This is a genomic window from Citrobacter sp. RHBSTW-00017, from assembly GCF_013797615.1.
Taxonomy (GTDB): domain Bacteria; phylum Pseudomonadota; class Gammaproteobacteria; order Enterobacterales; family Enterobacteriaceae; genus Citrobacter; species Citrobacter braakii.
Genome location: NZ_CP056899.1, coordinates 1684029 through 1698431 on the forward strand (window position 1 = coordinate 1684029; position 14403 = coordinate 1698431).

General features: G+C 54.2%; 16 protein-coding genes. 10 read left to right on the forward strand and 6 right to left on the reverse strand.

Going from position 1 to position 14403, the window contains the following annotated elements:
- Positions 1-78 precede the first annotated feature (78 nt).
- Complete coding sequence (smrB, locus tag HV037_RS08200) at positions 79-630, reverse strand: endonuclease SmrB (RefSeq protein WP_016157059.1); 552 nt, start codon at positions 628-630, stop codon at positions 79-81.
- 166 nt (positions 631-796) lie between these two features.
- Between smrB and prmB the strand changes: the two genes are divergently transcribed.
- Genes prmB through HV037_RS08230 form a run of 6 tightly spaced genes read left to right on the forward strand, consistent with a single transcriptional unit; the run spans position 797 to position 5350 of the window.
- Positions 797-1729, forward strand: coding sequence for a 50S ribosomal protein L3 N(5)-glutamine methyltransferase (gene prmB / locus HV037_RS08205; protein ID WP_103284048.1), 933 nt, complete (start codon positions 797-799; stop codon positions 1727-1729).
- Positions 1730-1768: 39 nt separating this feature from the next.
- The gene (gene aroC, locus HV037_RS08210) at positions 1769-2854 is read left to right on the forward strand and encodes a chorismate synthase (RefSeq protein WP_003028170.1); all 1086 of its coding nucleotides are present in this window, start codon (positions 1769-1771) and stop codon (positions 2852-2854) included.
- A 3-nt stretch (positions 2855-2857) separates the two neighbouring features.
- Positions 2858-3682: a penicillin-insensitive murein endopeptidase gene (mepA, locus tag HV037_RS08215; protein ID WP_016153875.1), complete on the forward strand. Its 825-nt coding sequence runs from the start codon at positions 2858-2860 to the stop codon at positions 3680-3682.
- The gene (locus HV037_RS08220; protein ID WP_016153874.1) at positions 3682-4491 is read left to right on the forward strand and encodes a sulfite exporter TauE/SafE family protein; all 810 of its coding nucleotides are present in this window, start codon (positions 3682-3684) and stop codon (positions 4489-4491) included. The genes mepA and HV037_RS08220 overlap by 1 nt, the downstream gene beginning before the upstream one ends.
- Entirely contained in the window at positions 4491-5039 is a 549-nt protein-coding gene (locus HV037_RS08225; RefSeq protein WP_016153873.1) for an elongation factor P hydroxylase, read from the forward strand. The genes HV037_RS08220 and HV037_RS08225 overlap by 1 nt, the downstream gene beginning before the upstream one ends.
- Positions 5040-5071: 32 nt before the next feature.
- On the forward strand, positions 5072-5350 hold the full coding sequence (locus HV037_RS08230) for a YfcL family protein (RefSeq protein ID WP_103284047.1): 279 nt from the start codon (positions 5072-5074) through the stop codon (positions 5348-5350).
- A gap of 121 nt (positions 5351-5471) precedes the next feature.
- Here HV037_RS08230 and mnmC read toward each other — a convergent pair whose 3' ends face one another.
- Positions 5472-7472, reverse strand: a complete 2001-nt coding sequence (gene mnmC, locus HV037_RS08235; protein ID WP_016157056.1) for a bifunctional tRNA (5-methylaminomethyl-2-thiouridine)(34)-methyltransferase MnmD/FAD-dependent 5-carboxymethylaminomethyl-2-thiouridine(34) oxidoreductase MnmC — start codon at positions 7470-7472, stop codon at positions 5472-5474.
- Between the two features lie 159 nt (positions 7473-7631).
- On the opposite strand from mnmC, the gene fabB reads away from it, so the two are divergent.
- Positions 7632-8852 (forward strand): beta-ketoacyl-ACP synthase I, encoded by a 1221-nt coding sequence (gene fabB, locus HV037_RS08240; protein WP_016157055.1) that lies wholly within the window; start codon positions 7632-7634, stop codon positions 8850-8852.
- Positions 8853-8905: 53 nt separating this feature from the next.
- On the opposite strand, the gene HV037_RS08245 is transcribed toward fabB, so the two are convergent.
- The 3 genes from HV037_RS08245 to HV037_RS08255 all read right to left on the reverse strand — a co-directional run bounded on the left by HV037_RS08245 (position 8906) and on the right by HV037_RS08255 (position 10205).
- A complete protein-coding gene (locus tag HV037_RS08245) occupies positions 8906-9430 on the reverse strand; it encodes a YbjP/YqhG family protein (protein ID WP_019077303.1) in 525 nt (174 codons plus the stop codon).
- Positions 9430-9798 carry an NlpC/P60 family protein gene (locus HV037_RS08250; protein ID WP_016153868.1) on the reverse strand — a complete coding sequence of 123 codons (369 nt, stop codon included), beginning with the start codon at positions 9796-9798 and terminating at the stop codon, positions 9430-9432. Before HV037_RS08250 ends, HV037_RS08245 begins: the two co-directional genes overlap by 1 nt.
- 155 nt (positions 9799-9953) lie before the next feature.
- Positions 9954-10205, reverse strand: a complete 252-nt coding sequence (locus tag HV037_RS08255; protein WP_016153867.1) for a helix-turn-helix domain-containing protein — start codon at positions 10203-10205, stop codon at positions 9954-9956.
- Positions 10206-10378: 173 nt separating this feature from the next.
- Between HV037_RS08255 and HV037_RS08260 the strand changes: the two genes are divergently transcribed.
- Both HV037_RS08260 and HV037_RS08265 read left to right on the forward strand, forming a co-directional pair.
- Positions 10379-10756 carry a hypothetical protein gene (locus tag HV037_RS08260; protein WP_016157053.1) on the forward strand — a complete coding sequence of 126 codons (378 nt, stop codon included), beginning with the start codon at positions 10379-10381 and terminating at the stop codon, positions 10754-10756.
- Positions 10757-10935: 179 nt separating this feature from the next.
- Positions 10936-12114: an MFS transporter gene (locus HV037_RS08265; RefSeq protein WP_088583049.1), complete on the forward strand. Its 1179-nt coding sequence runs from the start codon at positions 10936-10938 to the stop codon at positions 12112-12114.
- On the opposite strand, the gene flk is transcribed toward HV037_RS08265, so the two are convergent.
- Complete coding sequence (gene flk / locus HV037_RS08270) at positions 12111-13112, reverse strand: flagella biosynthesis regulator Flk (protein WP_016153864.1); 1002 nt, start codon at positions 13110-13112, stop codon at positions 12111-12113. The genes HV037_RS08265 and flk overlap by 4 nt on opposite strands.
- A gap of 108 nt (positions 13113-13220) precedes the next feature.
- On the opposite strand from flk, the gene pdxB reads away from it, so the two are divergent.
- A complete protein-coding gene (pdxB, locus tag HV037_RS08275) occupies positions 13221-14357 on the forward strand; it encodes a 4-phosphoerythronate dehydrogenase PdxB (protein WP_016153863.1) in 1137 nt (378 codons plus the stop codon).
- Positions 14358-14403 lie beyond the last annotated feature (46 nt).

A 14403-nucleotide genomic window follows, 5' to 3' on the forward strand; every position in this document is an offset into this window, starting at 1 on the left:
AGCCTGGAATCGGATAAGGCACAGCCGTCATCCGGAAAATCAAAGGGCCGCAAATGCGGCTCTTTCTGTTTTTCTGCATCAGGGAAGTTCGGGCGGTTGCCACTCTTCCACTTCAATCAGCAGCAGCAGCGCGGCGTCGCCACCGTACTCTTTTGGCGCTTGATGAAAGGCCATCACGTGCGGATGCTGCGCCAGCCAGAGCGGCGTTTGCTGCTTAAGAATATGTTTTCCGTGACCATGCATTACGCAAGCGCAAAACACATGCTCACGACGACAGGCGGCAATCAGCGCGCCTAACTCCTGTTTGGCCTGCTGCTGGGTCAGCCCGTGCAGATCGAGAAACAGCTCCGGGGAGTAATCGCCACGGCGCATTTTCTTCAGTTCGAAATGGCTGACGTCGGCACGCAGATATCTTACCGGGCCGTCCGTATTCAGCAGCGGCTGAAACTCGTCCGAGAAATAGTGACTGGCATCAGCTTGTTCCTGCAGCAGCCTTTTAACCGGAACCTCGGTAATTTTTTTACGTAGCGGTCGGTGAACAATGGTGTCCTGTTTAATTTTACGCGTGCCGGTCATCAGCTGGCGAAACAGCGTCTGATCCTCCTCGCTGAGCGATGTTTTCTTTTTCATTCGAGAGTCTCATCTTTTATTTTTCGTTAGTTTAACCCGACTCGGCGGGCATCCGATCGCTTAAAACGCAATTTTCGCGCTCAGGCCCTGTGTGAATGCTGATTTATCGCCGTCTTCGTGGCAAACTAGCCGCCGAAATTAATACGAGCATGCCCTGGAGGAATACGTGGATAAAATTTTCGTCGATGAAGCAGTGAGTGAACTGCATACCATTCAGGACATGTTGCGTTGGGCGGTCAGCCGTTTTAGCGCGGCGAACATCTGGTATGGCCATGGCACGGATAACCCATGGGACGAGGCCGTACAACTGGTGCTGCCGTCACTTTATCTGCCGCTGGATATTCCAGAAGATATGCGTACCGCGCGTCTGACTTCCAGCGAGCGCCATCGCATTGTTGAACGCGTGATTCGCCGCGTCAACGAGCGCATTCCGGTCGCTTATTTGACCAACAAAGCCTGGTTCTGCGGGCATGAGTTTTATGTTGATGAGCGCGTGCTGGTACCACGTTCGCCGATTGGCGAGCTTATTAATAACCGCTTTGCGGGCCTTATTAATGAGCAGCCGCAGCATATCCTGGATATGTGTACCGGCAGCGGCTGTATTGCCATTGCCTGCGCCTATGCTTTCCCGGAGGCCGAAGTGGATGCGGTGGATATTTCCACCGACGCGCTGGCGGTGACCGAACACAATATTGAAGAGCACGGCCTGATCCATCATGTTACGCCGATCCGTTCCGATCTGTTCCGCGATCTGCTGAAAGTCCAGTATGACCTGATTGTGACCAATCCGCCGTATGTCGATGCGGAAGATATGTCCGATCTGCCAAACGAATATCGTCATGAACCTGAGCTGGGTCTGGCGTCCGGCAGCGATGGACTAAAACTTACCCGTCGCATTCTGGGTAACGCTCCGGACTACCTGTTAGATAACGGTATTCTGATTTGTGAAGTCGGAAACAGCATGGTACATCTGATAGAGCAATACCCGGATGTACCGTTCACCTGGCTGGAGTTCGACAACGGCGGTGAAGGTGTATTCATGCTGACCAAAGAGCAGTTAGTTGCTGCTCGCGAGCACTTCAGCATTTATAAAGACTAAATACACGCGCACATACACAACACTCATAACGGAGCCGTGATGGCAGGAAACACAATTGGGCAACTCTTTCGCGTAACCACTTTCGGTGAATCACACGGGCTGGCGCTCGGTTGTATTGTCGATGGTGTTCCGCCGGGCATTTCTCTGACAGAAGCTGACCTGCAGCACGATCTCGACAGACGCCGTCCGGGCACATCGCGCTACACTACGCAGCGTCGTGAGCCGGATCAGGTGAAAATCCTCTCCGGCGTGTTCGAGGGCGTTACCACCGGCACCAGCATTGGCCTGTTGATCGAAAATACCGATCAGCGTTCACAGGATTACGGTGCGATTAAGGACGTTTTTCGTCCAGGACACGCCGACTATACCTATGAGCAGAAGTATGGCCTGCGTGACTACCGTGGCGGCGGACGCTCATCCGCACGTGAAACGGCGATGCGCGTTGCGGCCGGAGCGATTGCCAAAAAATATCTGGCGGAAAAGTTCGGCGTTGAAATTCGCGGCTGTCTGACGCAGATGGGTGATATTCCGCTGGAGATCAAAGACTGGTCCCAGGTGGAACTTAACCCGTTCTTTTGTCCAGATCCGGATAAACTCGAGGCGCTGGACGAACTGATGCGTGGGCTGAAGAAAGAGGGCGACTCCATCGGGGCGAAGGTGACCGTGGTTGCAAGCGGCGTACCAGCGGGTCTAGGCGAACCTGTATTTGACCGCCTGGATGCTGATATCGCTCACGCGCTGATGAGCATTAACGCCGTTAAAGGTGTTGAGATTGGCGACGGTTTTGACGTTGTTGCACTGCGCGGCAGCCAGAACCGTGATGAAATCACCAAAGAAGGTTTCCAGAGTAATCATGCGGGCGGCATTCTTGGTGGGATCAGCAGTGGGCAACAAATCATTGCTCATATGGCGCTGAAACCGACCTCCAGTATTACCGTTCCAGGGCGCACTATTAATCGCTTTGGTGAAGAAGTCGAAATGATCACCAAAGGTCGTCACGATCCGTGTGTTGGGATCCGCGCCGTGCCAATCGCCGAAGCGATGCTGGCGATCGTGTTGATGGATCACCTGCTGCGTCAGCGGGCGCAAAATGCGGACGTGAAGACCGATATTCCACGCTGGTAAGAGATGAAAAAAACGGCACTTGCGGCGCTGGCTCTGTTTGCCAGCACCGCCTGTCTGGCGGCGACGCCCTGGCAGAAAATTACCCATCCGGTTGCAGGCAGCGCGCAGTCTATCGGCGCGTTCTCCAATGGCTGTATTGTTGGCGCAGATACGCTGCCTGTACAGTCAGAACACTATCAGGTGATGCGCACCGATCAGCGCCGTTACTTTGGCCATCCGGATCTGGTGATGTTTATCCAGCGTCTGAGTAATCAGGCCAACAATCTGGGGCTGGGTACGGTGTTAATCGGCGATATGGGCATGCCGGCCGGTGGGCGATTCAATGGCGGTCACGCCAGCCACCAGACGGGACTGGATGTAGATATTTTCCTGCAACTGCCGAAAACCCGCTGGACCCAGTCGCAACTGCTGCGGCCGCAGGCGTTAGATCTGGTCTCACAGGATGGCAAACGTGTCGTGCCGTCACTCTGGAAGCCGGAGATTTTCAGCCTGATCAGGCTGGCGGCAAAAGATAATGAAGTCACGCGTATTTTCGTGAATCCGGCGATTAAGCAGCAACTTTGTCTGGATGCAGGGACCGACCGGGACTGGTTGCGTAAAGTGCGGCCATGGTTCCAGCATCGTGCGCATATGCACGTACGGTTACGTTGTCCTGCCGACAGTCTTGAGTGCGAAGATCAACCGTTACCACCACCGGGTGACGGCTGCGGCGCGGAGCTGCAAAGCTGGTTCGAACCTCCGAAACCTGGAACCACCAAGCCTGAGAAGAAGACACCGCCGCCGTTGCCGCCTTCCTGCCAGGCGCTACTGGACGAGCATGTACTCTAATGGATCATTTTGCCTCTCTGTTTATGGTGTCGCCACTGCTGTTAGGTGTGCTTTTTTTCGTGGCGATGCTGGCAGGTTTTATTGATTCTCTGGCCGGAGGCGGTGGTTTACTCACTATTCCGGCATTGATGGCGGCCGGGATGCCACCCGCGCAAGCGCTGGCCACCAATAAGCTACAGGCCTGTGGAGGATCTATCTCTTCCTCCCTCTATTTTATTCGCCGGGGCGTGGTTAATCTGGCGGATCAGAAGCTCAATATCTTCATGACTTTTATCGGCTCAATGAGCGGCGCGCTGTTGGTTCAGCACGTGCAGTCAGATATTCTGCGCCAGATCCTGCCGGTTCTGGTTATCTGTATTGGCCTTTACTTTCTGTTGATGCCGAAAGTGGGGGAGGAGGACCGACAGCGTCGGTTGCATGGGTTGCCTTTCGCGCTGGTGGCCGGGGGCTGCGTCGGCTTTTACGATGGCTTTTTTGGTCCGGCTGCGGGGTCGTTCTACGCGCTGGCCTTTGTCATGCTGTGCGGCTACAACCTGGCGAAATCGACGGCCCACGCCAAAGTATTAAATGCCACATCGAATATCGGCGGGCTGTTACTGTTTGCCCTCGGCGGCAAAGTGATTTGGGCGACCGGATTTGTGATGCTCATTGGCCAGTTTATTGGCGCACGGATGGGCTCACGGCTGGTGCTCAGTAAAGGACAAAAACTCATTCGGCCAATGATCGTCATTGTCTCCGCCGTGATGAGCGCCAAGCTACTTTATGATAATCATGGACAGGAGATTCTCCACTGGCTGGGGATGAACTAATGAATAATACCCATCACTACGAACAGTTAATTGAGATTTTTAACGGCTGCTTTGCCGATGAATTTAATACCCGTCTGATTAAAGGCGATGACGAACCGATCTATCTTCCTGCGGATGCGGAATTACCGTATCACCGTATCGTTTTTGCGCATGGCTATTACGCCAGCGCGTTACACGAAATTTCACACTGGTGCATCGCCGGTAAGGCGCGGCGTGAACTGGTCGACTTCGGTTACTGGTATTGTCCGGACGGACGCGACGCGAAGACGCAATGCCAGTTTGAAGACGTGGAAGTGAAGCCGCAGGCGTTTGACTGGCTGTTTTGCATGGCGGCGGGCTATCCATTTAACGTCAGTTGCGACAACCTTGAAGGGGACTTTGAACCGGATCGCGTGGTATTCCAGCGCCGTGTTCATGCTCAGGTGATGGAGTACCTGGAAAAGGGGATCCCTGAACGTCCGGCGCGCTTCATTAACGCGTTACAGAATTATTATCACACGCCTGAACTTAAGGCGGAACAATTCCCGTGGCCCGAAGCGCTCAACTGAAGTCGCTGCCACGTTTACAATGAGGAAAGAAGATGATCGCGGAGTTTGAATCACGCATTCTGGCATTAATCGACGATATGGTAGAGCACGCCAGCGATGATGAGTTGTTTGCCAGTGGCTATTTGCGTGGACACCTGACGCTGGCCGTGGCCGAACTGGACGCTGGCGTGGACCATTCCGCTGAGGCATTGTACGCCAATGTGACCAGCAGCCTGGAAAAAGCCATCAGCGCAGGCGAACTATCGCCGCGTGACCAGGCGTTAGTGAAAGAAATGTGGGACACTCTGTTCCAGAAGGCTACTGCACAATAATTGCGGTAAATTGTGCCGGATGGCGACGCTCTGGTGTCTTATCCGGCCTACCTTGTTGGGGTGTTTGTAGGCCTGATAAGCGTAGCGTCATCAGGCCATGACGAGAGGGCACCCCATCCTTTTATTTCACCGCTTTACCCTTCAATAACTTCCTGACCCACAGACGATTTGGATTTAGCGCCGCCAGCGTGCTGGCATCCATGGGAATCGGTTCATTGCTCATTTGCGAAGCCAGAATTTCTGCACACAGCGGGGCAGTACACAGCCCGCGCGATCCCAGCGCGCCCAGCATAAATAAATCGGAATAAACCGGCGCGCTTACGGCGTGCTCTTTGTCTGCAGCAAGTGTAGTGTACTGGCTGAGCGTGGCGTCATAGTCCGCGACGTTGCCGACCATTGGCATGTGATCGCGCGTGGCGCAGCGCACCCCACAGCGGGCGGCATTGTCACTAACGTCTACCTCTTTTGCCCACACAGCGTTCGGGAAGCAGTCGATTAAGCGTTGACGGTTTTGTTGCTGATCGTCCTCGCGATACGCTGTCTCTTCACTCCCTCGATGATAGCTGGCGCCAATGCAGTGCTGCTGATTTTGCGGGTTGTGCGGCGTGAGGTAGCCGTCATAGCACAGCACCTGACGTAACGCTGAAAGTGCAGGTGTGGTGGGAATATGACTCACCTGACCGCCCACGGAGTACACCGGTAGCGGCTGCGTTTGCTCAAAGCTGCTAATGAGATGGCCGTTAGCCAGAACGACTGCTGCGTGAGAGGCGGTTTCTCCACTGGAAAACTGCAATTGCCAGCTTGCTGTCTGGCGAGTCAGTGAGGCCAGCGTATGTTGGTAGCGGGTGCGTAATCCCAGGGTTGTTGCATAGTCCAGTACCGCGGCGGTTAACTGCGCCGGGTACAGCCATCCTCCGGCCGGATACTGAATCCCGCCGCATCCGGTTTCCACACCTGTTGTTTGTAAAACCTGCTGTGCGTCAACCCCGACGGCGAGCGCAGCGGGCAGTTCAAGGGACAGCATCTGGGTGATTTTTTGCTGGCTTTTCTCATCCCACGCGAGTTGCGTCACGCCGCACCAGTCATGCGCGAACTCAACGGGGAGGGTGTCATACAGTCGACGGGCGAAGGTAAACGCAGTGGGGAAAAAGAGATTAATGGCTGCGTCATGTTTGCTAAGTAGGGGGTAGAGCGCCCCCTGGCGATTACCGGATGCGCCCCCGGCAGGTTTATCGTCGGCGCAATACAGCGTGACCTGCCAGCCGCGGCGCAATAACGCCAGTGACAGCAATGCGCTGGCAATTCCTCCACCAATAATGGCGGCTTCGCGCTTATCTGTTCCCGTACGCGCAAACCATGGCGCCGAGGACGTGAGCGCCTGAGTCTGTTCCATCACGCCACAGAGCATTTCGCGTTTGCGCCCAAAGCCTTTGCATTTTTGCATTGTAAACCCGGCTTCCTGCAACCCCCGACGTACAAAGCCTGCCGAGGTAAAGGTTGCCAGCGTCCCGCCGGGACGAGCCAGTCGGGCCATCGCGTTAAACAGCGTTGGCGTCCACATATCCGGGTTTTTTGCCGGTGCGAAACCGTCCAGGAACCAGGCGTCCACCTTTTGATTCAGAGAGTCATCCAGCGTACTGGTCAGTTCGTTAATATCGCCAAACCACAGATCCAGCGTGACGCGCCCATCATCAAGCAGCAGGCGATGACATCCCGCCAGCGGCAGCGGCCATTGTTCTTGCAGTGCCGTGGCCCACGGGGCAAGTTCTGGCCAGTGCTGGTGGGCTAAGGTGAGATCTTCTCGCGTCAGCGGATATTTTTCAAAGCTGATGAAATGTAATCTTTCCAGGGTAGCTTCTGGATGGGTATCGCGAAAATCGGCAAATGCCTGCCAGAGCGTGAGGAAGTTAAGTCCGGTGCCAAACCCGCTTTCTGCCACCACGAAGAGGGGACGTGAATGCGCAGGGAATCGTTGTGCGAGATGGTTACCGCCGAGAAAGACGTAACGTGTCTCTTCCAGCCCGTTATCATTAGAAAAATAGACATCGTCAAAATCTCGGGAAACAGGTGTACCCTCAGCGTTGAATTCAAGGTTGGCAGGTTGTATAGCGTATTGTTTCACGTAAGTTACTCGTCTGACAGGCTGTGCCCCGATCTTAGCGATGAGTGCCTGGCTGCGCAAATTTCCACATAAAATGGCTGATCGGACTTGTTCGGCGTACAAGTGTACGCTATTGTGCCACTCGAAACTTTAAAATAGTGCGACTTACAGAGGTATTGAATGAAACGTGCAGTGATTACTGGCTTGGGCATCGTTTCCAGCATCGGTAATAACCAGCAGGAAGTCCTGGCATCTCTGCGTGAAGGACGTTCAGGGATCACTTTCTCTCAGGAGCTGAAGGACTCCGGCATGCGTAGCCACGTTTGGGGCAACGTAAAACTGGATACCACTGGCCTCATTGACCGCAAAGTAGTGCGCTTCATGAGCGACGCATCCATCTATGCATTCCTATCAATGGAGCAGGCAGTGGCTGATGCCGGCCTGGCTGCAGAAGATTACCAGAACAACCCGCGCGTTGGCCTGATTGCAGGTTCCGGCGGCGGCTCCCCACGTTTTCAGGTGTTCGGCGCTGACGCAATGCGTAGCCCACGTGGTCTGAAAGCGGTTGGCCCGTATGTGGTCACCAAAGCGATGGCGTCCGGCGTTTCTGCCTGCCTCGCAACGCCGTTCAAAATCCACGGCGTAAACTACTCCATCAGTTCTGCCTGTGCGACATCTGCGCACTGCATCGGTAACGCGGTAGAACAAATTCAGTTGGGCAAACAGGATATCGTTTTTGCTGGCGGCGGCGAAGAGCTGTGCTGGGAAATGGCGTGTGAATTCGATGCAATGGGCGCGCTGTCTACCAAATACAACGACGATCCGTCAAAAGCTTCCCGTACCTATGACGCAAACCGCGACGGTTTCGTTATTGCTGGCGGCGGCGGTATGGTCGTGGTTGAAGAACTGGAGCACGCTCTGGCACGTGGCGCGCACATCTATGCGGAAATCGTCGGTTACGGCGCAACGTCCGATGGCGCAGACATGGTTGCTCCGTCTGGCGAAGGCGCAGTACGTTGCATGCAGATGGCGATGCACGGTGTAGACACACCGATCGACTACCTGAACTCTCACGGTACCTCGACTCCGGTAGGCGACGTGAAAGAACTGGGCGCAATCCGCGAAGTGTTTGGCAATAACAGCCCGGCAATCTCCGCAACCAAAGCGATGACCGGTCACTCACTGGGCGCGGCTGGCGTGCAGGAAGCTATCTACTCTCTGCTGATGCTGGAACATGGCTTTATCGCGCCAAGCATCAACATTGAAGAGCTGGATGAGCAGGCGGCAGGTCTGAACATCGTGACCAAACCGACCGAGCAGGCGCTGACCACCGTGATGTCCAACAGCTTCGGCTTTGGCGGCACCAACGCTACGCTGGTTATGCGTAAGCTGAAGGCGTAAGTCTCAGATTGAATACGAAAAAAGGGAGCCAACAGGCTCCCTTTTTACCGTGTTTACTTCGGCATTTTTTCGTATTCCGGCGCGATCTCAGCGGACCATGCTCTGGCTCGCGTAATCTCTCCGGCATTGTAAATGGGCTGCTCGTAATGACGACCCGCGTCCCGGACACGATAAATTTTCCACCGTCCTTCCTCCCAACGGGTATATACCTCCAGTTGAATAGGGGCTGACTCAGTGCCTAACTGCAGGTTCAGTTTTTCACCGCCGAGGAATGGCTGCGCCTGTCCAACCCGCAACAGCGGGATCCATGCCGGTGCGTAATCCTGCACATACATAAAGTAGTCCGCTTGCACGATCTCCTGCTCATAAAGCGTATCAATCAGCGCCAGACGCCCGATAACCTCTTTGGCGACATAGCGTTGCAGTAATGCTGATGTTTCGCGGGGCGTATCCGGATCCTGAGTGTAGTTCTTCATCCACGAAAGATAGAACTGTTTCACATCCTGCGTGCTGTCACGGTGAGAAGGGGTACAGCCACAAATCAGCAGGATGAGAACAATCAGTGGAAAGGCTTTCATTACTTCTTCCTGTAAATGGTGTATGACGGCTTTGCGGTCCGATAACCCGGACCGGCCCACATGTCTCGCTGTTTGAAGTCGGAATACCAGTCATGACCGTCATATATCGCCATGTGACCGCTCGGGTTTCCATTAGCATAAGGTTGAATAATGATGACATCCCCTTCGCGCGGCTCTTCAAGCGCGCCAATGGCGCTGAAACCGGCGTTTTTCAGCATCGGACCATAATCTTTGGCATGGTAAGTGCGCCCAAGAGTAACGCCGCCTGCCTGAACAGCTTTGCGGGTATATTCCGCACAGCGCCCTTGTGAATGTGAACTCGCGTGCGATTTGGCGTAATTGACCGCCACCTTTTTATCCCAACTCATAACGACTCCTGTTAATAACATACGTAATAGCAATTACGTGATGCTTTAACAGTATTTACGCAATTGGAAATGGCAAATAGTGCTATTAATATTCTCAATATATTAAGCTGGGATATTTATTAATTTATATGCTCGATAAATTACGAGTGATCTATTTAATATTCAGTATTACTTGTTTTATCCTCTGGCTGCTGGCGTGGATAGCGTGACGGCCAAATCACGTCTGGCGAGGTTTCGAGCGCCTGCGCAATGATCTGCTCCGCTCTGGGCCAGCTTCGGGTAAATACATTGCGCAGTGAATCGGGCGATAATCCAGCCGCACGAGAAAGATCTCTGAGCGTGATTCCTTTTTTTTCCAGTGCACTTTTAATATCTGCACGATGCCAGTCTTGGCTTTTGTGTTCCATTCTGTAATCCTAAGGAAATGTGTTATCGGCGCCGATATTTTTCAGGGTATAAACCAGAGAAACAAAAGAATGTAACTTTCTTTTTGGTCACTGGAATATTGCCAGAATAAAACTGAAATTTCGCGCAAAAGAAAAAATATTTTTTATTCCACAGGCAGAAAGGAAAGAAACTAATGGCAAAAGAGTGGTTCACGGTAAAGGAATGTCTTGAATTGCCGGGGTTTCCAGGAAGCGCGCCTGCGGTTCGTTCCCGTTTAAACATGTACAGTGAAGGCAAAGAGGGCGTGAAGCGCAAACGTGTTAAATCAAAGGCTGAGGAGTTTCATATCTCCATTTTCCCTTTGTATCTCCGTCCTTACCTGAAAGAAACTGAAAAGGTGCTGGCCTTAGAGAGCCGTTCCGTACAGGAAGCGGAACCGAAAGAGATCTGGGATATGATGTTCAGACTGCTGACGCCGGGGCAGCGCAAGCAGGTGACCGGACTGTTTGGCACAAAAGGAATTGATGCGGTATTTCCTTTTTTATTCGACGAAAAGTCGTCTTTACCGTGAACCGACCTGGTGAGATTTCAGGGTTGACAAATTTAGTGGCTCACAGGCAGACTTCGCACTCAACATTATCTATCTGATAATGCGTAAGCGTTTAACGTTATCCAACGCACCTTAATCCTGAAAGTCAGGTAGAGGGGGCGTGGACATTCCTCGCCTTACTCTGCATTTTGGAGTAACGCATGACAGCTGTAACCCAACAAGAAAAAACACCTTCGGCGAACTTTTCGCTGTTTCGTATCGCTTTTGCAGTTTTCCTGACCTATATGACGGTCGGTCTACCTTTGCCCGTTATTCCTCTGTTTGTGCATCAGGAGCTGGGCTATGGCAACACCATGGTTGGTATCGCCGTAGGCGTACAGTTTCTGGCAACGGTATTAACGCGCGGCTACGCTGGGCGCTTAGCCGATCAATATGGCGCCAAACGTTCGGCGCTACAGGGGATGTTTGCCTGCGGGTTGGCGGGCGCGGCGTGGCTGTTAGCCGCGCTATTGCCTGTCTCTGTCCCTGTAAAATTTGCATTGTTAATCGTCGGGCGTTTGATCCTCGGTTTTGGCGAAAGCCAACTGCTCACCGGAACGCTGACCTGGGGGCTTGGGCTGGTCGGTCCAACACGCTCGGGTAAGGTGATGTCGTGGAACGGGATGGCGATTTACGGTGCGCTGGCCGCCGGTGCACCGCTGGGTTTGCTGATCCATAGCCACTTTGGCTTTGCGGCGCTGGCGGGAACGACAATGGTATTACCGCTGCTGGCATGGGCATTCAACGGCACCGTTCGCAAAGTGCCTGCTCATGCAGGAGAACGCCCTTCGTTATGGAGCGTGGTAGGGCTTATCTGGAAACCGGGCCTGGGCCTGGCGCTGCAGGGCGTTGGCTTTGCGGTGATCGGTACGTTTATTTCACTCTATTTTGTCAGCAACGGCTGGACGATGGCGGGGTTCACCCTGACCGCGTTTGGTGGGGCGTTTGTGCTGATGCGCATTCTGTTTGGCTGGATGCCGGATCGGTTCGGAGGCGTGAAGGTAGCCGTTGTCTCCTTACTGGTTGAAACCGCGGGGCTGATTCTGCTGTGGCAGGCCCCATCAGCATGGATTGCGCTGCTCGGGGCGGCATTAACCGGGGCAGGATGTTCGCTTATCTTCCCGGCATTGGGCGTAGAGGTTGTGAAGCGAGTGCCCGCGCAGGTTCGCGGTACGGCGCTGGGCGGTTACGCCGCGTTTCAGGATATCTCCTACGGCATAAGCGGCCCGGTCGCCGGGGTGCTGGCCACCGCGTACGGTTATCCCTCGGTATTCCTTGCCGGAGCGATATCCGCCGTGGTGGGGATTGTCGTGACGCTGCTTACGCTGAGCAAAGGTTAAGCGACCAGCCAGAAAATGGCTAATGCGATCATTAACGCGACAAACAGCAATCCCGGTCGTGCCGACAGAGATTTAACCGTTTCAATCATCGGCGCGAACGGGCTGTAAATAGGCTGAAGATGGCGCGGATCGTTTAGCTCGCGTTCCCGTTCTACGCGGCGCAGGAAGATTTGATTCAGCAAGTCCTGCACCTGCACCGTGGTCAGAATCGTTTGTGGTTGGATCTGATACGTCTGCTGCGCGTACTCTTTTATTGCCGTCAGCTCATTCGGCTCTAATGGCAGCTTCAGGGCCGCCTGGAGCGTTTGTAGCGTCGGGGCGCTTTGCAGGCTGAGCGTCTGGCGCGCCTGCAGCCAGGTGACCAGATGAGTAAACTGTTTGGCGGGGATCAGCTCACCGCTTTTTACGCCAGACAGCTCTAACATTGACTGCCAGATCATCTTACCTGACTCTCCCGTGGCCGCCGCCAGTTTGGTAACCAACTGGTTCAGCGTATTGTGCTCTGCGGGTAATAACGGACGATCGGTGGCCGGGCGCTGTTGCGGTTGCGGTATAGAAAGCTGCCCTTGTTGCAGCAGCGTGAGCACGTTCTTCAACTGCTCAGGCGTGAGCTGGCTGAGCGCCGTTTGCCCATACTGCTGACGGATAAAATCACTTACCGCCTGGCGGTTATTTCCCTGACTCAGTAATTCAGTGAGCTGTGAGAGAACCTGACGATTAGCATGATTTTGCTGAGCAACACCCAGCCGCTGATTCAGGTTTTGCTCCGCGGCAGGAAAGTGACGTGATTGCAGCGGCGTATCACTTTTGACGCCCAGATCGTGCTTCATTCCGGCCCACACCTCGGCGCTTTGCTGTTGGGTGAGTGAAATCAGACGGGTAATCAGTCGTTCCAGCACGGTACGTTGTTGTGTGGATAACGGTTGTTCACCCGCAGCAGAAGGGGCATTTTGGCCTTCGCCGGGAGGGCGTGCGGGTGTACCTGAAATGGGCTGCATCATCTCTGTTCCTTAAATCTGTGCTGACCAGGTCTCGCAGTATGCCTGGCGGCGAGATTATGGCACACTTGCCCGGTTAACTCTCGTTCTCAAACAGGTGCGAAAGACGTGAAAATCCTCGTTGATGAAAATATGCCCTATGCCCGCGAACTGTTCAGTCGTTTGGGGGAGGTCAAAGCGGTTCCCGGTCGCCCGATTCCCGTTGCCGAACTGGATGATGCGGATGCCTTAATGGTGCGCTCGGTGACGAAAGTAAATGAATCACTGCTTAGCGGAAAACCGGTTCAATTTGTCGGCACGGCAACCGCAGGCACGGACCATGTGGATGAAGCCTGGCTTGCGCAGTCGAAGATCGGCTTTTCCGCAGCGCCCGGCTGTAACGCGATTGCGGTCGTAGAATATGTTTTTTCAGCGTTGCTGATGCTGGCGGAGCGCGACGGGTTTGCGTTACGCGATCGTACTGTAGGCATCGTAGGCGTGGGCAATGTGGGCGGACGTTTGCAGGCACGTCTGGAAGCACTGGGGATCCGCACGCTGCTGTGCGATCCGCCGCGAGCCGATCGCGGTGACGAGGGAGATTTCCGCTCGCTCGACGAATTGGTAGAGCAAGCCGATGTGTTGACTTTCCATACGCCGCTGTTTAAAGACGGACCGTACAAAACGCTGCACCTGGCAGATGATGCGCTGATTAGCCGGCTGAAGCCGGGCACCATTGTGATCAACGCCTGCCGCGGGCCGGTCATCGACAATACGGCATTGCTGAACCGATTGAATGCCGGGCAGTCGCTGAGCGTCGTGCTGGATGTCTGGGAAGGGGAGCCGGATCTCAATGTGGCATTGCTGGAGAAAGCCGATATCGGCACGGCGCACATTGCCGGGTATACCCTGGAAGGAAAAGCGCGCGGCACCACGCAGGTCTTTGAGGCTTTTAGCAAGTTTATTGGTCGCGAACAACACGTTGCGCTCAATACCCTGTTACCTGCGCCGGAATTTGGTCGTATCACTCTGCATGGCCCGTTAGATCAGCCAACGCTGAAAAGGCTGGTGCATTTAGTGTATGATGTGCGCCGCGATGATGCGCCGCTGCGTAAAGTCGCTGGAATTCCGGGTGAGTTTGATAAGCTGCGTAAAAATTATCTTGAGCGCCGTGAATGGTCGTCTTTATACGTGATGTGTGACGACGCAACGGCTGCTGCCTTGCTGTGTAAGCTGGGTTTTAACGCTGTTTATCACCCGGCACATTAATGTCTTCTTAATGCTCCCTGTCGAATAATGCGACAGGGACGCTTAC